24 protein-coding genes and 1 pseudogene are annotated in these 20,846 nt (G+C 65.2%); 19 read left to right on the top strand and 6 right to left on the bottom strand.

From position 1 onward, the window contains the following. The first annotated feature begins 86 nt into the window (after positions 1-86). The 11 genes and pseudogenes from paaK to DMX06_RS11210 all read left to right on the top strand — a co-directional run bounded on the left by paaK (position 87) and on the right by DMX06_RS11210 (position 11,248). Complete coding sequence (paaK, locus tag DMX06_RS11265) at positions 87-1,406, top strand: phenylacetate--CoA ligase PaaK (RefSeq protein WP_110737010.1); 1,320 nt, start codon at positions 87-89, stop codon at positions 1,404-1,406. 288 nt (positions 1,407-1,694) lie between these two features. Next, positions 1,695-2,684, top strand: coding sequence for a 1,2-phenylacetyl-CoA epoxidase subunit PaaA (gene paaA / locus DMX06_RS11255; RefSeq protein ID WP_110737006.1), 990 nt, complete (start codon positions 1,695-1,697; stop codon positions 2,682-2,684). A gap of 28 nt (positions 2,685-2,712) precedes the next feature. Next, on the top strand, positions 2,713-2,994 hold the full coding sequence (gene paaB, locus DMX06_RS11250; RefSeq protein ID WP_011533969.1) for a 1,2-phenylacetyl-CoA epoxidase subunit PaaB: 282 nt from the start codon (positions 2,713-2,715) through the stop codon (positions 2,992-2,994). 8 nt (positions 2,995-3,002) lie between these two features. Continuing rightward, a complete protein-coding gene (paaC, locus tag DMX06_RS11245) occupies positions 3,003-3,761 on the top strand; it encodes a 1,2-phenylacetyl-CoA epoxidase subunit PaaC (protein ID WP_110737004.1) in 759 nt (252 codons plus the stop codon). After that, positions 3,748-4,272: a 1,2-phenylacetyl-CoA epoxidase subunit PaaD gene (gene paaD / locus DMX06_RS11240; protein ID WP_110737002.1), complete on the top strand. Its 525-nt coding sequence runs from the start codon at positions 3,748-3,750 to the stop codon at positions 4,270-4,272. Before paaC ends, paaD begins: the two co-directional genes overlap by 14 nt. A 15-nt stretch (positions 4,273-4,287) precedes the next feature. Beyond that, positions 4,288-5,364, top strand: a complete 1,077-nt coding sequence (paaE, locus tag DMX06_RS11235) for a 1,2-phenylacetyl-CoA epoxidase subunit PaaE (RefSeq protein WP_110737000.1) — start codon at positions 4,288-4,290, stop codon at positions 5,362-5,364. A 171-nt stretch (positions 5,365-5,535) separates the two neighbouring features. Then, on the top strand, positions 5,536-5,844 hold the full coding sequence (locus DMX06_RS11230) for a DUF485 domain-containing protein (RefSeq protein ID WP_110736998.1): 309 nt from the start codon (positions 5,536-5,538) through the stop codon (positions 5,842-5,844). Then, positions 5,835-7,403: pseudogene (locus DMX06_RS11225) on the top strand (cation acetate symporter); the annotation flags it as partial. The gene DMX06_RS11230 and the pseudogene DMX06_RS11225, both read left to right, overlap by 10 nt. A gap of 35 nt (positions 7,404-7,438) precedes the next feature. Next, positions 7,439-8,671, top strand: coding sequence for an OprD family porin (locus DMX06_RS11220; protein WP_110736994.1), 1,233 nt, complete (start codon positions 7,439-7,441; stop codon positions 8,669-8,671). A 25-nt stretch (positions 8,672-8,696) separates the two neighbouring features. Then, the gene (gene paaZ / locus DMX06_RS11215; protein ID WP_110736992.1) at positions 8,697-10,745 is read left to right on the top strand and encodes a phenylacetic acid degradation bifunctional protein PaaZ; all 2,049 of its coding nucleotides are present in this window, start codon (positions 8,697-8,699) and stop codon (positions 10,743-10,745) included. Between the two features lie 191 nt (positions 10,746-10,936). Beyond that, positions 10,937-11,248, top strand: coding sequence for a hypothetical protein (locus DMX06_RS11210; protein ID WP_050705697.1), 312 nt, complete (start codon positions 10,937-10,939; stop codon positions 11,246-11,248). Between the two features lie 5 nt (positions 11,249-11,253). On the opposite strand, the gene DMX06_RS11205 is transcribed toward DMX06_RS11210, so the two are convergent. Further along, positions 11,254-12,885, bottom strand: coding sequence for an ATP-binding response regulator (locus DMX06_RS11205; RefSeq protein ID WP_110736990.1), 1,632 nt, complete (start codon positions 12,883-12,885; stop codon positions 11,254-11,256). Positions 12,886-12,992: 107 nt separating this feature from the next. On the opposite strand from DMX06_RS11205, the gene DMX06_RS11200 reads away from it, so the two are divergent. Continuing rightward, the gene (locus DMX06_RS11200; RefSeq protein ID WP_110736988.1) at positions 12,993-13,607 is read left to right on the top strand and encodes a LuxR C-terminal-related transcriptional regulator; all 615 of its coding nucleotides are present in this window, start codon (positions 12,993-12,995) and stop codon (positions 13,605-13,607) included. Between the two features lie 112 nt (positions 13,608-13,719). After that, positions 13,720-13,887, top strand: a complete 168-nt coding sequence (locus DMX06_RS26300) for a hypothetical protein (protein WP_181427815.1) — start codon at positions 13,720-13,722, stop codon at positions 13,885-13,887. A 45-nt stretch (positions 13,888-13,932) separates the two neighbouring features. On the opposite strand, the gene DMX06_RS11195 is transcribed toward DMX06_RS26300, so the two are convergent. The 5 genes from DMX06_RS11195 to DMX06_RS26555 form a co-directional block, all read right to left on the bottom strand. Then, positions 13,933-14,154 (bottom strand): DUF6555 family protein, encoded by a 222-nt coding sequence (locus tag DMX06_RS11195; protein WP_050705694.1) that lies wholly within the window; start codon positions 14,152-14,154, stop codon positions 13,933-13,935. 104 nt (positions 14,155-14,258) lie between these two features. Further along, a complete protein-coding gene (locus DMX06_RS11190) occupies positions 14,259-14,468 on the bottom strand; it encodes a general stress protein (protein WP_110736986.1) in 210 nt (69 codons plus the stop codon). A gap of 140 nt (positions 14,469-14,608) precedes the next feature. After that, the gene (locus tag DMX06_RS11185) at positions 14,609-15,160 is read right to left on the bottom strand and encodes an ATP-dependent Clp protease proteolytic subunit (RefSeq protein ID WP_110736984.1); all 552 of its coding nucleotides are present in this window, start codon (positions 15,158-15,160) and stop codon (positions 14,609-14,611) included. 14 nt (positions 15,161-15,174) lie between these two features. Then, complete coding sequence (locus DMX06_RS11180; RefSeq protein WP_110736983.1) at positions 15,175-15,570, bottom strand: low affinity iron permease family protein; 396 nt, start codon at positions 15,568-15,570, stop codon at positions 15,175-15,177. A 13-nt stretch (positions 15,571-15,583) separates the two neighbouring features. After that, positions 15,584-15,712: a hypothetical protein gene (locus tag DMX06_RS26555; protein ID WP_258378836.1), complete on the bottom strand. Its 129-nt coding sequence runs from the start codon at positions 15,710-15,712 to the stop codon at positions 15,584-15,586. Between the two features lie 260 nt (positions 15,713-15,972). Between DMX06_RS26555 and DMX06_RS11175 the strand changes: the two genes are divergently transcribed. From DMX06_RS11175 to DMX06_RS11155, 6 genes are all read left to right on the top strand, one after another. Then, positions 15,973-16,269 (top strand): hypothetical protein, encoded by a 297-nt coding sequence (locus tag DMX06_RS11175; RefSeq protein ID WP_110736981.1) that lies wholly within the window; start codon positions 15,973-15,975, stop codon positions 16,267-16,269. 106 nt (positions 16,270-16,375) lie between these two features. After that, positions 16,376-16,507: a hypothetical protein gene (locus tag DMX06_RS26550; protein ID WP_258378835.1), complete on the top strand. Its 132-nt coding sequence runs from the start codon at positions 16,376-16,378 to the stop codon at positions 16,505-16,507. A gap of 235 nt (positions 16,508-16,742) precedes the next feature. After that, positions 16,743-17,516, top strand: coding sequence for an endonuclease/exonuclease/phosphatase family protein (locus DMX06_RS11170; protein WP_110736979.1), 774 nt, complete (start codon positions 16,743-16,745; stop codon positions 17,514-17,516). Next, positions 17,513-18,715 (top strand): cardiolipin synthase ClsB, encoded by a 1,203-nt coding sequence (gene clsB / locus DMX06_RS11165; RefSeq protein WP_110736977.1) that lies wholly within the window; start codon positions 17,513-17,515, stop codon positions 18,713-18,715. The genes DMX06_RS11170 and clsB overlap by 4 nt, the downstream gene beginning before the upstream one ends. Next, the gene (locus DMX06_RS11160; RefSeq protein ID WP_110736975.1) at positions 18,715-19,674 is read left to right on the top strand and encodes a lysylphosphatidylglycerol synthase domain-containing protein; all 960 of its coding nucleotides are present in this window, start codon (positions 18,715-18,717) and stop codon (positions 19,672-19,674) included. The genes clsB and DMX06_RS11160 overlap by 1 nt, the downstream gene beginning before the upstream one ends. Before the next feature lie 27 nt (positions 19,675-19,701). Then, positions 19,702-20,130, top strand: a complete 429-nt coding sequence (locus DMX06_RS11155; RefSeq protein ID WP_110736973.1) for a hypothetical protein — start codon at positions 19,702-19,704, stop codon at positions 20,128-20,130. Positions 20,131-20,846: the final 716 nt, after the last annotated feature.

Raw genomic sequence — 20,846 nt, 5'->3', positions numbered from 1 at the left:
CAGAGACGCCACGCGACGCGGGCAGTATGCTGCCTGCCATGACACTCAGGGCTTCGGCCCACGACAAGAACAACTCGAGTGAAACCATGAACCTCTACCACGATGCCGACCGCGCCCTGCTCGACCCGATGGAAACCGCCAGCCTCGACGCGCTGCGCCAGCACCAGCTGGATCGCCTGCGCTGGAGCCTGAACCACGCCTACGCCAACGTGCCGCTGTATCGCCAGCGCTTCGACGCCTGCGGCGCCCACCCCGATGACCTGAAGTCGCTGGACGACCTGGCGAAATTCCCCTTCACCGGCAAGAACGACCTGCGCGACAACTACCCCTACGGCATGTTCGCCGTGCCCCAGGACCAGGTGGTGCGCCTGCACGCCTCCAGCGGCACCACCGGCAAGCCGACGGTGGTCGGCTACACCCAGAACGACATCGACACCTGGGCCAACGTGGTGGCGCGCTCGATCCGCGCCGCTGGCGGGCGTCGTGGCGACAAGGTGCATGTGTCCTATGGCTACGGCCTGTTCACCGGCGGCCTGGGCGCGCACTACGGCGCCGAGCGCCTGGGCTGCACGGTGATCCCCATGTCTGGCGGCCAGACCGAGAAACAGGTGCAACTGATCCGCGACTTCCAGCCCGACATCATCATGGTCACGCCCTCGTACATGCTCAACCTGGCCGACGAGATCGAGCGCCAGGGCATCGACCCACACGACCTCAAGCTGCGCCTGGGCATCTTCGGCGCCGAACCCTGGACCGACGAGCTGCGCCGCTCCATCGAGCAGCGCCTGGGCATCGACGCACTGGATATCTACGGACTGTCGGAAATCATGGGCCCGGGCGTGGCCATGGAATGCCTCGAGACCAAGGATGGCCCGACCATCTGGGAGGACCACTTCTACCCCGAGATCATCGACCCGGTCAGCGGCGACGTGCTGCCGGATGGCCAGCTCGGCGAGCTGGTGTTCACCTCGTTGAGCAAGGAAGCGTTGCCGATGGTGCGCTACCGCACCCGCGACCTGACCCGCCTGCTGCCCGGCACGGCGCGGCCGATGCGGCGCATCGGCAAGATCACCGGGCGTAGCGACGACATGCTGATCATCCGCGGGGTCAATGTGTTCCCGACGCAGATCGAGGAGCAGGTGCTCAAGATAAAACAGCTTTCAGAGCTTTATGAGATCCATCTGTATCGCAATGGCAACCTCGACAGCGTCGAGGTGCATGTGGAACTGCGCAGCGACAGCCAGTACCTCGACGAGGGCCAGCGCAAGCAGGTGGTGGGCGAGCTGGCGCGGCAGATCAAGACCTATATCGGTATCAGCACGCAGGTCCAGTTGCAGCCTTGCGGCACGCTGAAACGTTCGGAGGGCAAGGCTTGTCATGTGTATGACAAGCGGTTGGCTGGCTGACGGCAAGCGCTGAGAAGGAAGCCCCGGCATGGTCCGGGGCTTTTTTTGGCCTTTAGAAAGCTGGGGGGCGCTCTGCGCCCCTTTCGCGGCACAAGGCCGCTCCTACAGAGGAGATCGCATTCCCCTTGTAGGAGCGGCCTTGTGCCGCGAAAGGGCTGCGCAGCAGCCCCGACAATCCCAATGCGATACACAATTCTTATTTGATACATCAAATACTGTTTGATGTTGTGTTTTGTATCGCTTATAAATAACCCACGCCCCAAGCAGCCCACAACCGGGAGCCTGAACATGTACGCACAGCTCGTAGAAACCGGCGTCAAACGCCTCAAGTCCCTGGAGGAGATGTCGCCCGAAGAGCGCGCCTTCCAGGAGAAGATCGACGCCGAGATCAAGATCGAAGCCAAGAACTGGATGCCCGAGGCCTACCGCCAGACCCTCATCCGCCAGATTTCCCAGCACGCCCACTCGGAAATCGTCGGCATGCTCCCGGAAGGCAACTGGGTCACCCGCGCGCCGTCGCTCAAGCGCAAGCTGCAGCTGATGGCCAAGATCCAGGACGAAGCCGGCCACGGCCTGTACCTGTATAGCGCCATGGAAACCCTCGGCGCCGATCGCGACGAAGAGATCGCCAAGCTGCACAGTGGCAAGGCCAAGTACTCGAGCATCTTCAACTACCCGACCCTGAGCTGGGCCGACATGGGCGCGGTGGGCTGGCTGGTGGACGGCGCGGCGATCGTCAACCAGGTGGTGCTGCAACGCACCTCCTACGGCCCCTACTCCCGCGCCATGATCCGCATCTGCAAGGAAGAGAGCTTCCATCAGCGCCAGGGCTACGAACTGCTGCTGACCATGATGCGCCACGGCACCCAGGCGCAGAAGGACATGGTCCAGGACGCCATCGACCGCCTGTGGTGGCCGGCGCTGATGATGTTCGGCCCCAGCGACGAGCACTCGCCCAACAGCGCCCAGTCCATGGCCTGGAAGATCAAGCGCCAGACCAACGACGAACTGCGCCAGCGCTTCGTCGACCAGACCGTGCCCCAGCTCGAACTGCTCGGCTGCACCGCGCCGGATCCAGCCCTGAAGTGGAACGAAGCCCGCGGCCACTACGACTTCGGCGAGATCCAGTGGGACGAGTTCTACGAAGTGCTCAAGGGCAACGGCCCGTGCAACCAGGAACGCCTGGCCACCCGGCGCAACGCCATCGAAAGCGGTGCCTGGGTGCGCGAGGCCGCCGTGGCCTATGCCCGCAAGCAACAGAACAAGAACGCCGCCTGAAGCGGCGAATGATGCGGAGATACCCCCAATGTCTGTCTGGACCCTGTTCGAAGTCTTCGTGCGCAGCAAGCACGGCCTGAACCACAAGCATGTCGGCAGCGTGCACGCCGCCGACGCCGCCATGGCCATCGAGAATGCCCGCGAGCTGTACACCCGCCGCAGCGAGGGGGTGAGCCTGTGGGTAGTGCCCTCGGCGCTGATCACCGCCTCCTCTCCTGACGAGAAGGATCCGCTGTTCGCCCCGGCGGATGACAAGGTCTATCGCCACGCCAGCTTCTACGAGCTGCCGGCAGAAGTCGGACACATGTGAGGCGCGCCATGCACAAGCAAGCACTGATTCAATACCTGCTGCTGCTCGGCGACAGCGCCCTGGTCCAGGGCCAGCGCCTGTGCGAGTGGTGTGGCAAGGCCCCGGCGCTGGAGGAAGAACTGGCGCTGATGAACGTCGGCCTCGATCTGGTCGGCCAGGCGCGCAACTGGCTGGACTATGCCGCCGAACTGCAGGACGACGGCCGCGATGCCGACGCCCTGGTCTTCCGCCGCGACGAGCGCGCCTACCGCAACCTGCTGCTGGTCGAACAGCCCAACGGCGACTATGCCGTGACGATGCTCAAGCAGTTCCTCTACGACGCCTGGCACCACGCTGTACTTGACGGTCTGTGTGCCTCGAACGATGAGCGCATCGCCGGTATCGCCGCCAAGGCCCTGAAGGAGGTGACCTACCACCTGCGCCGCTCCGGCGAGTGGGTGCAGCGCCTGGGCGGCGGCACCGAAGAGAGCCGCCAGCGCATGCTCGAGGCCATCCCCGTGCTGTGGCGCTTCACCGTCGAGCTGACGGTCGCCAGCGACAGCGAAGTGCAACTGGCCCAGGCCGGCATCGCCGCCCACCCGGCGCAGGTCGCCCAGCGCTGGCACGCCACGGTGGAAACGATCTTCGCCTCGGTCGAGCTGCCGCTGCCCAAAGCCGCCAGCCACTTCTACCTGGACGGGCGCAAGGGCCTGCACACCGAGCACCTGGGCCTGCTGCTGGCCGAGATGCAGTTTCTGCCGCGAGCCTACCCCGATGCGACCTGGTGAGCTGATCGCGGGTGACCGCGGCGCCCGCGCCCTGCGCGACGGCGACCTGGCCCAGGCCTGGGCGGTGCTGGCCGAGGTGATGGACCCGGAGGTACCGGTGGTCAGCGTGGTCGACTTAGGTGTCGTGCGCGACCTCGACTGGCGCGCCGGCCACTTGCACCTGGTGGTCACCCCGACCTACTCCGGCTGCCCGGCCACCGAGGTGATCGAGGGCGATATCCGCCAGGCGCTGGAACAGGCCGGGTTCGCCGAGCCCGCGCTGGAGCGCAGGCTTACCCCGGCCTGGAGCACCGACTGGATCAGCGACCAGGGCCGCGAGCGCCTGCGCGCCTACGGCATCGCACCGCCCGCTGGCAGCGTCAGCCTGCGCGGCGCTTCGCCAAAAGTGTGCTGCCCACAATGCGACAGCAGTGATACCGAACTGCTCAGCCAGTTCGGTTCCACCGCCTGCAAGGCCCTGTACCGCTGCCGTGCCTGCCTGGAACCGTTCGATTATTTCAAATGCCTTTGAGCCGTGGAGAACGCCATGAGCCAGTTTCACAGCCTGACCGTCAAGCAAGTGCGCCAGGAGACCCGCGACGCGGTGTCCATCGCCTTCGACGTGCCCGCGCACCTGCACGATGAGTTTCGTTTCACCCAGGGCCAGTACCTGGTCATGCGCACCCGATTGGATGACGAAGAAGTGCGCCGCTCCTATTCGATCTGCAGCGCGGTGCAGGACGGCGAATTGCGCGTGGCGGTCAAACGCGTGCCGGGCGGTCGTTTCTCGGCCTTCGCCAACGAAGTGCTCAGGGCCGGCCAGCAGCTCGAGGTAATGCCGCCGTCGGGCAGCTTCTTCGTGCCGCTGGACCCGGCGCGCCGAGGCCACTACCTGGGCGTGGCCGCCGGCAGCGGCATCACCCCGATCCTGTCGCTGGTCGCCACCACCCTGGCCTGCGAACCCCACAGCCGCTTCACCTTGCTGTACGGCAACCGCGCCAGCAACAGCGCGCTGTTCCGCGATCGCCTGGAAGACCTGAAGAACCAGTACCTCGACCGCCTCAACCTGATCTTCGTGTTCAGCCGCGAGCAGCAGGATGTCGACCTGTACAACGGCCGCATCGACGCCGACAAGTGCGGCCAGCTGTTCGCCCGCTGGCTCGACGTGAAGTCACTCGATGCGGCATTCATCTGCGGCCCGCAGGCGATGACCGAGACCGTGCGCGACAGCCTGCGGGCCAATGGCCTGGCCACGGAGCGCATCCACTTCGAGCTGTTCGCCGCCGCCGGTGCAGAGGCCCGTCGCGAAGCCCGCGAGGCGGCGCGCCAGGTGGATTCGGCGGTCAGCCACGTCACCGTGATCAGCGACGGCCGCGCCCTGGCCTTCGACCTGCCGCGCAACACCCGCAGCGTGCTCGAGGCCGGCAACGCCATCGGCGCCGAGTTGCCCTGGTCGTGCAAGGCCGGCGTGTGCTCGACCTGCAAGTGCAAGGTGATCGAGGGCGAGGTGGAGATGGACAGCAACCATGCCCTGGAGGACTACGAAGTGGCGGCCGGGTATGTGCTGTCGTGCCAGACCTACCCGCTGAGCGACAAGGTGGTGCTCGATTTCGATCAGCTCTAGCACCGCGTCGCCTGCTTCGCGGGTAAACCCGCTCCCACAGGTACATCGGCGCCCTCAAGACCAACGCCGTCCCTGTGGGAGCGGGTTTACCCGCGAAGAAGCCAACACAGATACCGGCAACACCCGCGTGACCTGAAAAAACAATTACAACAGCCAGAGAGAACGCTCCCCATGACACCCGAACACCTCGAATCCATCAGCAAGCACCCCGCCTTCGTGCAACTGATCCAGCGCAAGCGCCGCCTCAACGGCTCGCTGACCCTGGCCATGCTCGTCGCCTACTACGGTTTCGTCCTGCTGGTGGCCTTCGCCCCCGGCGTGCTCGGCCAGTCCCTCAGCGGCGGGGTGACCAGCGTCGGCATGCTGGTGGGCGTGCTGATGGTGCTGCTGTCCTTCGCCCTCACCGGCATCTACATGCACCGCGCCAACCGCGTCATCGACCCGCTCAACGAGGTGGTCAAGCAGGAGTGCGCGCGATGAACTGGACCGCCATCTCGATGTTCCTGGTGTTCGTCGGTTTCACCCTGCTGGTGACCCGCTGGGCCGCCCTGCGCACCCGCTCGGCCAGCGACTTCTACACCGCCGGCGGCGGCCTGACCGGCATGCAGAACGGCCTGGCGATCGCTGGCGACATGATCAGCGCCGCCTCCTTCCTCGGCATCTCGGCGATGATGTTCATGAACGGCTACGACGGCCTGCTCTACGCCCTGGGCGTGCTGGCCGGCTGGCCGATCATCCTGTTCCTGATCGCCGAGCGCCTGCGCAACCTGGGCAAGTACACGTTCGCCGACGTGGTCTCCTACCGCCTGGCCCAGGCCCCGGTGCGCCTGACCTCGGCCTTCGGCACCCTGGCCGTGGCGCTGATGTACCTGGTGGCGCAGATGGTCGGCGCCGGCAAGCTGATCGAGCTGCTGTTCGGCATCAGCTACCTGTACGCGGTGATGCTGGTGGGCGTGCTGATGGTGCTGTACGTCACCTTCGGCGGCATGCTCGCCACCACCTGGGTGCAGATCATCAAGGCGGTGATGCTGCTGTCGGGCACCACCTTCATGGCCTTCATGGTGCTCAGGCACTTCGGCTTCAGCACCGAGGCGATGTTCGCCAGCGCCGTGGCCGTGCACGCCAAGGGCCAGGCGATCATGGCGCCGGGAGCGCTGTTGTCAAACCCGGTGGACGCCATCTCCCTGGGCCTGGGCATGATGTTCGGCACGGCCGGCCTGCCGCATATCCTCATGCGCTTCTTCACCGTCAGCGATGCCAAGGAAGCGCGCAAGAGCGTGTTCTACGCCACCGGATTCATCGGCTATTTCTACCTGCTGCTGATCGTCATCGGCTTCGGCGCCATCGTCATGGTCGGCACCGAGCCGTCCTACCGCGACGCCAGCGGGGCGATCATCGGCGGCGGCAACATGGTCGCGGTGCACCTGGCCCAGGCGGTGGGCGGCAACCTGTTCCTCGGTTTCATCTCGGCGGTGGCCTTCGCCACCATCCTCGCCGTGGTCGCGGGCCTGGCGCTGTCCGGGGCCTCGGCGGTGTCCCACGACCTGTACGCCTGCGTGGTGCGCAAGGGCCAGGCCAGCGAGAAGGAAGAGATGCGCGTATCGCGCCTGGCCACCCTGGGGATCGGCCTGTTCGCGGTGCTGCTGGGGCTGCTGTTCGAGTCGCAGAACATCGCCTTCCTTTCCGGCCTGGTGCTGGCGGTGGCCGCCTCGGTCAACTTCCCGGTGCTGCTGCTCTCGATGTTCTGGAAAGGCCTGACCACTCGCGGCGCGGTGGGCGGCAGCCTGGCCGGGCTGGTCTCGGCCATCGTGCTGGTGGTGCTGGGCCCGGCGGTGTGGGTCAACGTGCTGCACAACGAGCGGGCGCTGTTCCCCTACAGCAATCCGGCGCTGTTCTCCATGTCGCTGGCCTTCCTCGCCGCCTGGGCCTTCTCGGTCACCGACGGCTCGGAGCGGGCGCGCGATGAGCGTGGGCGTTACCTGGCCCAGTTCATCCGCTCGATGACCGGTATCGGCGCCGCCGGCGCCAGCAAGCACTGACCTCAAGAACAATAACAATGTCGGGGACAACAACAATGAACCGCACGCACCTCAAGTCAGCCGCCTGGCTGGCCACCCTCGCCCTGCCCTTGCCGGCCATGGCGGACTTCGTCGCTGACAGCCACGCACGCCTCGAACTGCGCAACCACTACATCAACCGCGACTTCCGCCAGGGCAACGCCCCGCAGAGCAAGGCCGAGGAATGGGGCCAGGGCTTCACCGCCCGCTTCGAATCGGGTTTCACCGAGGGGCCGGTTGGTGTCGGGGTGGACGCCATGGGCCAGTTGGGGATCAAGCTCGATTCCAGCCGCGACCGGCGCAACACCGGCCTGCTGCCCTACGGGCCACGCAGCCTGGAACCGGTGGACGATTACAGCGAACTGGGCCTGACTGGCAAGCTGCGGGTGTCCAAGAGCACCCTGCGCCTGGGCACCTTGCAGCCGATTCTGCCGGTGGTGGTGTACAACGACACCCGCCTGCTGGCCTCGACCTTCCAGGGCGGCCTGCTGACCAGCCAGGAGCTGGACGGCCTGACCTTTAACGGCGGCCGCCTGACCAAGGCCAACCTGCGCGACTCCTCCGGGCGCGACGACATCGGCTACGGCGTCGCCAGCAGCGACCACTTCGACTTCGGCGGCGGCAGCTACGCCATCACCCCGCAGGCCAGCGTCAGCTACTACTACGCCAAGCTCGAAGACATCTACCGCCAGCAATACATCGGTTTGCTGCATACCCAGCCCCTGGCCGAAGGCGTCAGCCTGCGCAGCGACCTGCGTTACTTCGACAGCCGCGGCGACGGCGCCGAGCGCGCCGGGCGCATCGACAACCGCAACTTCAACGCCATGTTCACCCTGGGTGTGAAGGCCCACAAGTTCACCGCCACCTGGCAGCAGATGTCCGGCGACAGCGCCTTCCCGTTCCTCAACGGCGGCGATCCGTACACCGTCAACCTGGTCACCTACAACACCTTCACCCGCGCCGGGCTCGACTCCTGGCAGGTGCGCTACGACTACGACTTCGTCGCGCTGGGCATCCCCGGCTTGAGTTTCATGACCCGCTACACCGACGGCCGCCACGCCGAGACCGCCACGGTCAGCAATGGCCGCGAGCGCGAGCGCGACACCGACATCACCTACGTCATCCAGAGCGGCCCGTTCAAGGACGTCAGCCTGCGCTGGCGCAACGTCACCTTCCGGTCCGGCAACGGCCTGACCAACGCCGTGGACGAGAACCGCCTGATCATCGGCTACACCCTGGCGCTCTGGTAACCGCGCCCCTTCAAAGGAGAACAGCATGTCCGCCGCCCCTACCCTGCAAAGCTTCATCGCCGGCCGCTGGATCGGCCAGCACGGCGCCCAGGCCCTGCGCAGCGCCCTGGATGGCCACATCCTGGCCTACAGCCACGAAGAGCGCCCGGACTTCGCCGAAGCCGTGGATTTCGCCCGGGCCCAGGGCCTCAGGCAGCTGCTGGCCATGGATTTCCAGCAGCGCGCCGCCCGGCTCAAGGCCCTGGCGCTGTACCTGGCCGAGCGCAAGGAGCAGCTCTACGCCCTGTCCCACCACAGCGGCGCCACCCGCGCCGACAGCTGGATCGACATCGAGGGCGGCAACGCCACGCTGTTCGCCTATTCGAGCATGGGCCGGCGCGAACTGCCGTCGGGCAACCTGGTGCATGAAGGCCCGGCAATCGCGCTGGGCAAGCATGGCCATTTCGCCGGCAGCCATATCCTGGTGCCGCGCACGGGGGTGGCCGTGCATATCAACGCCTTCAACTTCCCGATCTGGGGCATGCTGGAGAAGTTCGCCCCGACCTTCCTCGCCGGCATGCCGTGCATCGTCAAACCCGCCACGTCCACCAGCTACCTGACCGAAGCCGTGGTACGCCTGATGAACGAATCGGGCCTGTTGCCGACCGGCAGCCTGCAACTGGTGATCGGCAGCACGGGCGATCTGCTCGACCGCCTGCAGGGCCAGGACGTGGTGACCTTCACCGGCTCCGCCGACACCGCAGCCAAGCTGCGCGTGACCCCGAACCTGATCCGCCATTCGGTGCCCTTCACCGCCGAGGCCGACTCGCTGAACTGCGCCATCCTCGGCCCGGACGTCAGCCCCGGCAGCGAGGAGTTCGAGCTGTACATCAAGGAAGTGGCGCGGGAGATGACCACCAAGGCCGGGCAGAAATGCACGGCGATCCGCCGCGCAATCGTCCCGGCCAAACACCTCGACGCGGTGGCCACCCGCCTGCGCGAACGCCTGCGCAAGGTGGTGGTGGGCGATCCTTCGATGGAAGGTGTGCGCATGGGTGCGCTGGCCTCCCATGACCAGCAGCGTGATGTCGCCGAGCGTGTGCTCCAGTTGCTGGACAGCTGCGAGCAGTTGCTTGGCGCCAGCGATGGCTTCACCCCGGTGGGCGAAGGCGTGGCCGAAGGCGCGTTCTTCGCCCCGACCCTGCTGCTGGCCCGCGACCCGCATGCCGAGGGCGGCGCCCATGATATCGAGGCGTTCGGCCCGGTGAGCACGCTGATGGCCTACGACGACCTCGACGAAGCCCTGGCCCTGGCCGCCCGCGGCAAGGGCAGCCTGGTGGCATCGCTGGTAACCGCCGACCGCGCCGTGGCGGCCAAGGCCATCCCGGTGGCGGCGGCCTGGCACGGGCGGCTGCTGGTGCTCGACAGCGAGGCGGCCAAGGAATCCACCGGCCATGGCTCGCCATTGCCGCAGCTCAAGCACGGCGGCCCCGGCCGTGCGGGCGGCGGTGAAGAGCTGGGCGGGCTGCGCGCGGTCAAGCACTACCTGCAGCGCGCCGCCGTGCAGGGCTCTCCGAGCATGCTGATGGCGGTGACCGGCGAGTACGTGCGCGGCGCCGAGGTGATCGAGAGCGAAGTACACCCGTTCCGCCGGTATTTCGACGACCTGCGCATCGGCGAGTCGCTGCTGACCCACCGCCGTACCGTGACCGAGGCCGACCTGGTCAACTTCGGCTGCCTGTCGGGGGATCACTTCTACATGCACTTCGACGAAATCGCGGCGAAGCAGTCGCAGTTCGGCAAGCGCATTGCCCATGGCTATTTCGTACTGTCGGCGGCGGCCGGGCTGTTCGTCAGCCCGGGCGAAGGGCCGGTGCTGGCCAACTATGGGCTGGACACGCTGCGCTTCATCACCCCGGTGGGTATCGGCGACACGATCCAGGCGCGGTTGACCTGCAAGCGCAAGATCGACCAGGGCAAGACCAGTCCGCAAGGGCAGGCCCAAGGGGTGGTGGCCTGGGATGTGGAGGTGACCAACCAGCTGGGTGAGCTGGTGGCCAGTTATGACATCTTGACGTTGGTGGTGAAGCGGTGAGCGTGGTTGGGTTGCGAGGGGCCTGGCGATAGGCTTGAAAGGCCCAACAATAAAGGCAATATGCCACCTCGCACATCCGCCCTACATCGTGCAACACCCCTCGGCGCTATAGTCGGCCCACCGCCCCACCGCCAGTCCCCTTCCTGGCGGTGGGGGCGCCGTACCGAGAACAATGCCAAGGAAGCAACGCGATGATCCCCATGTCCTTCCCCTTCAAGTCCCTGTTCCTGCTCGCCGGCCTCGCTGCCCTGGCCGGTTGCCAGACCGCCAGCCCCAGCGCCGACACCCTCAAGCAGCGCACCGAGGTGACCCTCGGCGTGCCGGTGAGCAAGGTCAGCAACCTGCGCAGCGACTCGAACACGACCTACTTCACTGCCAGCACCAGCAAGGGGCAGTTCGATTGCCAGGTGCCCAGCGGCGGCCTGGTCGCCGTGGCCGGCATGGGCATCTACACCCCGTCCCCCACCTGCTGGAAGGAAGGCCAGGCCCCCGTCTTCCAGTGACACCCTCAAGCGCCGGCCTGAACCGCCGGCGCCGCTGCCGTCTCGCGCAGGGCGCGCAACGCCGCGCGCAACTCGGCAGGTCGCACCGGCTTGGCCAGCACCGCGATACCCCGTGCGTGCAAGGCGCCCTGCAATCTGTCGATGTCGTGACCGGTCATGATCAGCGCCGGCACATCGGCGCCGCGCTGCGCGCGCAACTGGTCGATGCAGTCAATGCCGGTAGCCTGCGGTCCCAGGTCATAGTCGGCGACGATCACATCACAGTCGCTGACCAGGCCATGGGGCGAACTCTCGGCCTGCACCTCGCACCCCCAGCGTTGCAACAAGGCACTGGTGGCCTGCAGCACGTTGTGGTCGTCCTCCACCAGGCACACCCGCAGCCCAGTGAGCAGGCCCGCCTGCACGGCCTGGTCAAGCGTGGCCCGCGGCACTTGCGCAGGGGCCCTGGCCAACCCCTGCAGGGTCACGCAGGTGCCATGCCCCAGGCGCGAGCGCAGGCTGACCTGCAGGCCCATCAACCGCCCCAGGCGCTTGACGATGGCCAGACCCAGGCCAACCCCCTCGACATCCTTGTCGCGTGCCTCGCGCACCCGGTAGAACTCCTCGAACACCCGGTCCTGGTGCTCCTCGGCAATCCCCCGACCCTGGTCGCAGACAACGATGGCCAGGCCCTGCCCGCAAGGCCGCACGCCGATCAGCAACCGGCGTCCGGTGGCGTACTTGAAGCTGTTGGACAACACGTTCTGCACCATGGTCGCCAGCATGCCCGGATCGGCGCGGATCCAGTGACGGCTCGGCACCAGGCGCATCTCCACCCCGGCCCAGCGCGCCGCCTCGCTGTTCTGGCGCAGCAGCTCGCGCAGGAAGCCGTCCACGGCAAAGGTCTCCCACTTCGGCTGTACCCGGCCATTGTCCAGGGTGTACAAGTCGAGGATCGAGCGGAACAGCTGCGAGACGTTGAGCAGCGAGCGGTCGATGCTGTCCACCAGGCGCCGCTCCTCCTCGCCCAGGCGTGCCTCGCGCAGGCAGGCGGTGAACAGGCCGATGGAGTGGATCGGCTGGCGCAGGTCGTGGCTGGCCTGGGCCAGGAAGCGCGATTTCTCGCGGGTCGCGGCTTCGGCCAGGGCCGTGGCCTTGCGCGTGCGCTCCAGCAGCAGGTGGGCATAGAACGGGATCAGGGTGCTGGTGGTCAGCAGCATCGGCAGCAGAAACGGCTGCTCCTGCCAGTACGGGGTCAGCCGCCATACCACCAGCAGCGCAGCCAGGGCCAGGACCGTGGCGATGGCCAGGTAGCGCGAGCCGAAGCGCATGCCGTTGCCCAGGTTGATCCACACCATCACCGCATACAACGGCAGCGCGGTCTCGCCGCCGACCACCAGGCCGAAGCTGGTGCCGGTGTAGTCGCCCAGCATGCCGAAGATCCGCCGCGCCGGATAATGCCCCGGCCAGCGTTTGATAGCCTGGCGCATGCCGATCGAAACCACCACGAAAGCGGCGTAGTAGAGTATCACCGGCAGATAGGTGGCCGGCGAGCGACCCGGCAGGAAGCCCAGCAGCGCCACGTAGCTGATCGCGCAGGAGGCGACGATGATGCGCAGGTTGGCCTGGTCCAGTTCGTTGTTCTTCTCGAACTTCATGGGGTAACGTCCTTGTGCGCCAGTCGGCATTTGCGGCATGCATCATGGGAAAATGCCACAGTTGACTGCTAAATTAGCATGTGTCGGACGACAGGGAGTTCCTCGACGTGAGTTGTCGCATCATCGTGGCAGATGACCACCCGCTGTTCAGGGAAGCCATGGTCAATACCGTGCGGCGAATCCTGCCCGAAGCCCGGCTGGAGGAAGCCGGCAGCCTGGCCGACGTGCTGCGCCTGGCCACCTTGGGCGCCACCCCCGACACCCTGATCCTCGACCTGCGCTTTCCCGGCCTTACCTGCATCGGCCGCCTCGCCGAGCTGCGCCGGCAGCTGCCGCGCACCACGCTGATCGTGGTGTCGATGGTCGACGACCCGGAGGTGATCTGCGAAGTCATGGCCGCCGGTGTCGATGGCTTTATCGGCAAGAGCGTCAGCCCTGCGGAAATCGGCGCGGCCATCCTCGCCATCCGCGCCGGCGAGGTGGTGGTCAACTACCTGCCCAGTGGTCTGCTGCCGCAACTGGGGGCCTCCAGCGAACTGGAACAGCTCACCCACCGCCAGCAGGATGTGCTGCGCCTGATCGCCCAGGGCAAGACCAACAAGGAGATCGCACGGGCGCTGGATATCTCGCCGTTTACCGTGCGTATCCATGTGTCTTCGCTGCTCAAGACCCTCAATGTACCGACCCGCACGGCGGCGGCGGTGAAGTATTCCGGAAACTGAGGGACCGCTTGTCGCCAAGGATCGAATGAAATAGACCTTCCCATGCCGCTGCACGATCCCAATTCACGAGGAGCGGATTAATCCGCCTCACGCGTTGAACGAGGATGCCGACATGAACGAGAAACATTGGATGGGTGGTGGTGACGTGCAGAGCGACTGGCCGGAACTGGAGCCTGACCGACGCAATGACCAGGCCGACGACCCGGATACCGATCCCAACCTGACCGAGGAAGAGAATCGCCCCGGTGTACCGGCCAGTGATCCGGAATCCGGGGCTTGAAGACTGCCCGCGCCCAAAGGGCCGATACCTTACCGAAGGAGCGGGTCAGACCCGCCAGTGCACATCCGTGATGCCATGCCGCTCGGCCATCGGCCGGCTGACCTTCTTGATCTTTTCCCGCCCAAACTTCGGGATGATCCCCAACCCCGCGTCGCAACTGGCCCAGTGCCAGGCCTCGGCGTTGTCCATGTGCTCCTGGCGGATGATGAACCGCCGCGGCTCTCCGTGCAGCCGATATTCAATGGTAAATAGCTGGGGACTTGGCATTGCCGCTGGCCCTCCTCTTCTCCATGGATGACTCTCTGACTGATCGCGGTGCTCCATGAAAATTCAAAAAAATTGTCCGACACTGTGAAGGGAGGGCCAGCCTGTTACGAACCGCTGCCGCCCCCATGGCTGTTGCGCCCCCCCTTGCGGCCCGCCTCGGAGGCACGAGCCCGGTCATTGGCAAAGTTACCGCCTGAGTTGCGGCCGCCCTTCTGACCTGCACGGGATGCCCGCTCGCGGTCGTTGGCGAAGTTGCCGGGATTGGTTTGCTTGGTACCGCCGCGCCGGCCGGTCTGGTCTGGGTCACGAGCCATGACGTGTCTCCTTCTACGTATTGGTTGGACGTGGCAGACAGTGCCACCGTGCAACAGTTATGAGTTGTCGAGATTCGCGACAGCTCATTGGTTCTCGTCGCGTTCTGACTAACGGCAATCAGCGCCTGAGGTGTGCCGCCTCACGCATGTACGCTCCATTGCACCGCATCCGCAGCGATCGGCAACTCGTCGATGGCATGGATCATCCCGCTGGCCAGCGCCTCCTGCGGCGCCAGGATACGCGGATAGGCCATCAGGTAGCGCGGCACGTCGAGCACGTCGCTGGCGCCTTCGGTGCGCTCGGCGACGATCTGCGCATACAGGCGCAGGTCGTAGTCCAGGCTCATGGCGTACTCGGCCATGCGCGCATGGTCCACCGAGCCGTGCAAGGTCCAATGGAAGGGATGGAACAGGAACTTGCTGCAGGCACAGGCCGTACGATGAACGCCGGCCAGGAACAGGATGTTGCCCATCGACTCGACCGTGCCCAGGTTGTGGGTATGCACCGGCACCGGCAAGGCGCGCAGGAAGTTGTACAGGGTGAAGCCGTAGCTGCATTCGCCGCCCATGGTGGCGATGTTCAGCTGCAATACCTCGGCGTCCTGTTGCAGGGCCTTGGAGCAGGTATTGATCAGGTTGCCGCAGGTCGCGGAGTTGATCGGGCCGGTGTAGTGGATGATGTGTCTGGCCATGTCGTCCTCCAGGGTCAGTCAGGCGTGTTCTTTTCCACAGCGTCACTGCCCGGCGTCGCCGGGTCGTGCTCGCCCATCTGCTGGTAATGCTTGCGCAGCGCATGCAGTTCAGCCGGCCCCATGTCCTCGAGGTCGAGCAGTGCCTTGTGCGCCCGCTTGGTGGTGCGCAGCAGCTCGTCGATCTTGATGTGCAACTCATCGTTGTCGCGGTTCTGGGTGTTCTGGATTAGGAACACCATGAGGAAAGTGATGATCGTGGTCGAGGTGTTGATCACCAGTTGCCAGGTGTCGTTGAAGTGGAACAACGGCCCGCTCACTCCCCAGGCGATGATCAGCATCAAGGCAATGGCGAAGGTCACCGGGCGTCCACTGTGGTTGGCCAGCCATTGGGCAAACCGGTCGAATTTCATGGCTGGATCTCCTTCAGGCCGGTTGCCCGGTTTCGCCAGGCTGGCCTATGTCCGGGTCGTCTGATTGCACCTGCGGCTCGTCATCCTCCGGTTGCACCGGGGATTGTGGTCGATTGTCGTCGGTATCGTTGTCGCTGTTCATGGACTCACCTCGATTTGCACGCTGGCATGCGGTGGAGACCCACAAGGCGGGCAAAGTTCCGGTTTTTCTCGCCCCCTTCGGCAGGTGTTCTCACAGTGCAGGGCGCCTCCCTGCACTGCTGTTGTTCACCCGCTAAATATTTGCCTCGCGGTCCTTCAGGCAACTGGTCCGAAAAACCGAGAATATTTTTACTGCGATGACTGACAGCCCAGTCATAACTGAACACAGACCTTCCTGTGTTCGACCAGAGGTAAGCCATCATGGCTAACAATCAGGACAAGGGCGGCGACCGTAGCGCCGACAACAATATGGGCAACGCCGGCCAACAAGGCGGCCACGGCGCAGCAGGCGACATGACCGACCGGCAGAAAGGCGGCCAGCAAGGCGGTCAACGGCCTGAGGACAAGACCGACAAGGATTGGGCGCAGTCCCAGGATACCGGGCGACAAGGCGGGCAATCGGTGGAACAGCCTGATGACAGGAAGAACCTTACCGACACTGGAAAAGTCGGTGGTCAACAACGCGACCAAGACCAGGGCATGGACAAGGAACGCTGATTCCGAAGGGGTCCAACCAGGGCGACAGCGTTCGCCCTGGATCGTATCGAACGGTTCCGGTCCTGCCGGTATGTGAGGCCGCGAATGCTTTGACGAGGTAACAACCATGATCGACCCCAACCATCCAGACCCTTATGTCGATGAAGTACCGCACGATCCCGGCGAAAAGGTCCCAACGCCCGCTCCGGAACATGAGGTACCCGACTGGCCGGAAGGCCAGGTGCCACCCGAGGAATAATCCGACGGATGACGACACCTTGGTGCAGCATGGTCATCAGCCAGCGGTGAACCGGTTTCCCAGCCAGCGCCACTCGTCAATCCTGCTGAACCCTCTCGCTCCGCTACCGGTCGCTACTGATAAGTACACGAACGTAGGAAGCCCTCGTGAGCGAGATCCGCATTGGTATTTCCAGTTGGCGCTATGGCCCATGGCGCAAGGGCTTCTACCCCAGGGGACTGTGCCAGGGGGCGCTATGAACGGGACCCTGCCCGCCCCCCGCTGCATCATCGATAAGGTCAGCGCCGTGCACCGCCTGACGGTGCTGACCCTCAACGTGCACAAGGGCTTTACCCTGTTCAACCGCCGTTTCATCCTGCCGGAGCTGCGCGAGGCGGTCCGCTCGACAGGCGCCGACCTGGTGTTTCTGCAGGAGGTCCACGGCAGCCATCAACAGCATGCCGAGCGCCACCCCACCTGGCCGCAGACCCCTCAGTACGAATTTCTCGCCGACAGCATGTGGCCGCAGTTCGCCTACGGGCGCAACGCGGTCTATCCCCATGGCGACCATGGCAACGCCCTGCTGTCCAAGTTTCCGATCCGCGCCCACGACAACCTCGACGTCACGATCCACGGCAACGAGGAGCGCGGTCTATTGCACTGCCTCCTCGAAGTGCCCGGCCATGAGCAGGTGCACGCGATCTGCGTTCACCTGGGGCTGCGCGAAGACCATCGTCAGCGCCAGGTCGGCCTGCTGCTGGCGTTGCTCGACAGCCTGCCGCCGGACGAGCCGGTCATCGTCGCTGGCGACTTCAACGACTGGCGCCTGAAAGCGGATGCCCGACTGTCGGGCCATCTGCGCGAAGCCTTTGGCAAACCAGCGCGCAGCTTTCCCGCCCGCCTGCCGCTGCTGCGCCTGGATCGCATCTATCTGCGCAATGCTCAGGCCTGCGAGGCGCGGGTGTTGTCCAGATACCCGTGGTCACACCTCTCCGACCATGCCCCACTGGTGGCGCAGGTGACGCTATGAAACAGTCCTGGAGCGACGGCAACCGTGTCGAACTGCTGATCAATGGCGAGCAGTACTACCCGCGCGTGTTCGAGGCCATGGCCCAGGCACAGGAGGAGATCCTCCTGGAGACCTTCATCATCTACGACGACAAGGTCGGCCAACCCTTGCGCCAGGCTCTGGTCGACGCCGCGCAGCGCGGGGTGCGGGTCGAGGTGGCGGTGGACGGCTACGGCACCGCGGACCTGCCCGACGACTTCATCGCCTCGATGACCGAGGCCGGGGTGCGTTTCCATTCGTTCGATCCGCAACCCCGACTGGCCGGCATGCGCACCAACCTGTTCCGCCGCCTGCACCGCAAGATCCTGGTGATCGACGGGCAGCGCGCGTTCATTGGCGGTATCAACTACAGCGCCGACCACCTCGGCGATTTCGGTCCGCAGGCCAAGCAGGACTACGCCGTCGAAGTCGTCGGCCCGGTGGTGGCTCAGGTGCACGCTTCCTCGTGCCGTATGCTCGCACCCGTGCTGGACGCCGCCAGCCAGATCCAGCCGACCTGCACCACCGCAGGCCCGGCCAGCGCCGTGCTGGTGGAACGCGACAACCGGCGCCATCGCAACGATATCGAGGTCAGCTACCTGCAGGTCTTCCGTGAAGCCAAGCAACGTATCGTCGTGGCCAACGCCTACTTCTTCCCCGGCTATCGCCTGCTGCGCGAACTGCGCAACGCCGCCCGGCGCGGGGTCGAGGTGACGCTGATCCTCCAGGGGCAACCGGACATGCGCTGGGTACGCGCGCTCTCGCGACTGCTCTACAACTACCTGCTGCGCGACGATGTGCGCATCCACGAGTACTGCCAGCGTCCGCTGCACGGCAAGGTGGCGCTGGTGGATGACGACTGGTCCACTGTGGGCTCGAGCAACCTCGACCCGCTGAGCCTGTCGTTCAACCTCGAAGCCAACCTGCTGATCCGCGACCGGGCGTTCAACGACGGTCTCTACCAGCACTTGAGCGAGCTGACCCGCAAGCACTGCAAGACCGTGACCCTGGAGCGCATGGTGCGCGGCTACTGGTGGCGTGCGCCGTTGATCTTCCTGGGTTTCCACATCACCCGCTATTTCCCACGCATCGCCGGCTGGTTCCCGGCCCACCGGCAACGCCTGCAATCGCTGCAAGCCGACAGCGACGCCCCGGCCGACTACCACGGGGGCAAGACCTGATGGCCACGCCACGCTGGAAGACCTGGGGCAAACGCCTGCTGACCGTGCTGTTCCTGGTGCTGATCCCGGTGCTGCTGTTCACCCTGGCACGTAACCTGGACTGGAACGAAGTGCGCCAGTCACTGCTGGCCTACCGACCCTCGACCCTGGCACTGGGGTTGCTGCTGGCCCTGTGCAGCTACCTGGTGTTCGCCAGCTACGACCTGCTCGCCCGCGCCTACACCGGCCACCGCCTGCCGGCCCGCCAGGTGCTGCCGGTGGCGTTCGTCTGCTATGCGTTCAACCTCAATTTCACCACCTGGGTCGGTGGCGTGGCCCTGCGTTATCGCCTGTACAGCAGGTTGGGGCTGGATACCCCGACCATCACCCGCATCCTCACCCTGGGCCTGTTGACCAACTGGATGGGTTACCTGCTGTTGGCCGGAACGGTATTCGCCCTGGGCTTGGTCAAGTTGCCGCAAAGCTGGGCGGTGGGCGCCGACGGCCTGCGTCTGATAGGCGTCCTGATGGTGGCGATCGGGTTGGCTTACCTGTTCGCCTGTGCCTTCGCCAAGCGGCGAACGTGGGACCTGCGTGGGCACGAAGTCACCCTGCCAAGCCTGCGCCTGGCGTTGTGCCAGGTGGTCCTGGGGGCCAGCAACTGGGCTTTGATGGCGGCGTTGATCCACCTGCTGCTGCCTCCGGAACTGTTCTATCCCTCGGTGCTGGGCGTATTGCTGATCAGCTGCGTGGCGGGCGTGGTCGCGCATATTCCCGCCGGGCTCGGCGTGCTGGAGGCCGTGTTCCTCGCCCTGCTCCACGGCCAGCTCGGCCAGGGCACGCTGGTTGCCGCGTTGCTGGGTTATCGGACGTTGTACTACCTGATTCCGCTGCTGTTGGCGGTGGTCACCTACCTGATCCTCGAGAAGCGCGCCAAGGCCTTGCGTCAACAGGCCAGGCCGGCCCTCGACAAGCGCTGAAGGGCCTTCGGGCCTGGGAGGTACATCATGCGGTTCGCTCTGTGTATGGCACTGCTGGGCGCCTTGGCCAGCGGGCAGGTGCTGGCCGAAGGTTGCGACGTGGTCACCCGCTCGTCCAGCGAGGCGGTCAAACCGGTGCAGCAGCACACCTGCTACAGCTACGGCAACATGCCCGCCGAAGCGATCGCCTGGTCGTGCAGCAATGAAAGCAAAGAGATGCTCAACAGCCAGAAACGCAGGGTCGAGCGTTGTGTCGACGGCAGCGTTGGCAGCTGCATCGCGCCGCTGACCCAGGAAACCCTGGCCAATCCCGATGCCGCGGGGCGCGGCGAGCCCTCCAGCCGCCCTGCCGTGCCCAAGGATGCGCGGATCATCACCTACTACTACGACACCCCGAGCCTGGGCCAGGCGCGTAGCGATTGTGAGCGCAACAACGGTGTCTGGCAGACCCACTGACGCAGAGGAGAACGACCATGCCACGTGTCGACCATGCGTAAGGGAGATTTGGTCGAGGCCTTGCTCAAGGTGGCTTGAGACACGCCGGCGTCCCAACGAGGCAAGCTCAGCGCTATGCCGTTGCCGTTGCCGTTGCCGTTGCCGTTGCCGTTGCCGATCAAAAGTTTAGCCCCATAGCCCGCTAGCGACAGCTGCGTCAGCCCAGGCGCCGCCCGTAACTTCGCGACTTCAGGAGGCCGAACGCAGGCCTTGCGCAGGGAGGTGACGGGCATGGATGCCCGTCAAGCGCTGGGGCCCAGGATGGGCCCTGCAGCGCGGTCCTCCCGGGAGCAAGGCCGGAGTGAGGGGACCCGGAGCGAAGCGGAGGGCCGGATGAATGGAGCGAGGATTTTTTGGTTCCTTTTTGATCCTTCAAAAAGGAACTCGCCGTAAGGGCGAAAAGGTGACTATGCGTCGACATCGTAAATGAATGCACTTATAACGATTAAAACCAGCACCGACCGACTTTGACTTTGACTTTTAAAGCACGAGTCTTGAAAATTATATGCGCATTCATTTGCCATGGTGACGCGAAGTCACCTTTCCGCCCTTACGTGAACTGACCCCCGAAAGTTGGACACCTGATCCCCAACCGGAGGGTGTTCCATGACGAAATACAACCTGGCACTCAAGCAGGCACTCATCGAAGAGTGCCTTTCTGCCCGCAGTGTTCATGA

It is taken from the genome of Pseudomonas mosselii, from assembly GCF_003205295.1.
GTDB lineage: Bacteria > Pseudomonadota > Gammaproteobacteria > Pseudomonadales > Pseudomonadaceae > Aquipseudomonas > Aquipseudomonas mosselii_B.
Note: the sequence above shows the minus strand (reverse complement) of the source record. Positions and strands in the feature narration are given on the sequence as shown.

Excerpts from the sequence above, each read along its gene's own strand:
- paaC (WP_110737004.1), top strand. The coding sequence starts at position 3,003 with ATGCACAAGCAAGCACTGATTCAATACCTGCTGCTGCTCGGCGACAGC.
- DMX06_RS11185 (WP_110736984.1), bottom strand. The coding sequence starts at position 15,160 with ATGGCCAGACACATCATCCACTACACCGGCCCGATCAACTCCGCGACC.
- DMX06_RS26300 (WP_181427815.1), top strand. The coding sequence starts at position 13,720 with ATGAACGAGAAACATTGGATGGGTGGTGGTGACGTGCAGAGCGACTGG.
- DMX06_RS11160 (WP_110736975.1), top strand. The coding sequence starts at position 18,715 with ATGGCCACGCCACGCTGGAAGACCTGGGGCAAACGCCTGCTGACCGTG.
- DMX06_RS11230 (WP_110736998.1), top strand. The coding sequence starts at position 5,536 with ATGACACCCGAACACCTCGAATCCATCAGCAAGCACCCCGCCTTCGTG.
- DMX06_RS11190 (WP_110736986.1), bottom strand. The coding sequence starts at position 14,468 with ATGGCTCGTGACCCAGACCAGACCGGCCGGCGCGGCGGTACCAAGCAA.
- DMX06_RS11210 (WP_050705697.1), top strand. The coding sequence starts at position 10,937 with ATGATCCCCATGTCCTTCCCCTTCAAGTCCCTGTTCCTGCTCGCCGGC.
- DMX06_RS11175 (WP_110736981.1), top strand. The coding sequence starts at position 15,973 with ATGGCTAACAATCAGGACAAGGGCGGCGACCGTAGCGCCGACAACAAT.
- DMX06_RS11155 (WP_110736973.1), top strand. The coding sequence starts at position 19,702 with ATGCGGTTCGCTCTGTGTATGGCACTGCTGGGCGCCTTGGCCAGCGGG.
- DMX06_RS11195 (WP_050705694.1), bottom strand. The coding sequence starts at position 14,154 with ATGCCAAGTCCCCAGCTATTTACCATTGAATATCGGCTGCACGGAGAG.
- paaB (WP_011533969.1), top strand. The coding sequence starts at position 2,713 with ATGTCTGTCTGGACCCTGTTCGAAGTCTTCGTGCGCAGCAAGCACGGC.
- paaD (WP_110737002.1), top strand. The coding sequence starts at position 3,748 with ATGCGACCTGGTGAGCTGATCGCGGGTGACCGCGGCGCCCGCGCCCTG.
- paaK (WP_110737010.1), top strand. The coding sequence starts at position 87 with ATGAACCTCTACCACGATGCCGACCGCGCCCTGCTCGACCCGATGGAA.
- paaA (WP_110737006.1), top strand. The coding sequence starts at position 1,695 with ATGTACGCACAGCTCGTAGAAACCGGCGTCAAACGCCTCAAGTCCCTG.
- clsB (WP_110736977.1), top strand. The coding sequence starts at position 17,513 with ATGAAACAGTCCTGGAGCGACGGCAACCGTGTCGAACTGCTGATCAAT.
- DMX06_RS11220 (WP_110736994.1), top strand. The coding sequence starts at position 7,439 with ATGAACCGCACGCACCTCAAGTCAGCCGCCTGGCTGGCCACCCTCGCC.
- paaE (WP_110737000.1), top strand. The coding sequence starts at position 4,288 with ATGAGCCAGTTTCACAGCCTGACCGTCAAGCAAGTGCGCCAGGAGACC.
- DMX06_RS26555 (WP_258378836.1), bottom strand. The coding sequence starts at position 15,712 with ATGAACAGCGACAACGATACCGACGACAATCGACCACAATCCCCGGTG.
- DMX06_RS26550 (WP_258378835.1), top strand. The coding sequence starts at position 16,376 with ATGATCGACCCCAACCATCCAGACCCTTATGTCGATGAAGTACCGCAC.
- DMX06_RS11170 (WP_110736979.1), top strand. The coding sequence starts at position 16,743 with ATGAACGGGACCCTGCCCGCCCCCCGCTGCATCATCGATAAGGTCAGC.
- DMX06_RS11205 (WP_110736990.1), bottom strand. The coding sequence starts at position 12,885 with ATGAAGTTCGAGAAGAACAACGAACTGGACCAGGCCAACCTGCGCATC.
- DMX06_RS11180 (WP_110736983.1), bottom strand. The coding sequence starts at position 15,570 with ATGAAATTCGACCGGTTTGCCCAATGGCTGGCCAACCACAGTGGACGC.
- paaZ (WP_110736992.1), top strand. The coding sequence starts at position 8,697 with ATGTCCGCCGCCCCTACCCTGCAAAGCTTCATCGCCGGCCGCTGGATC.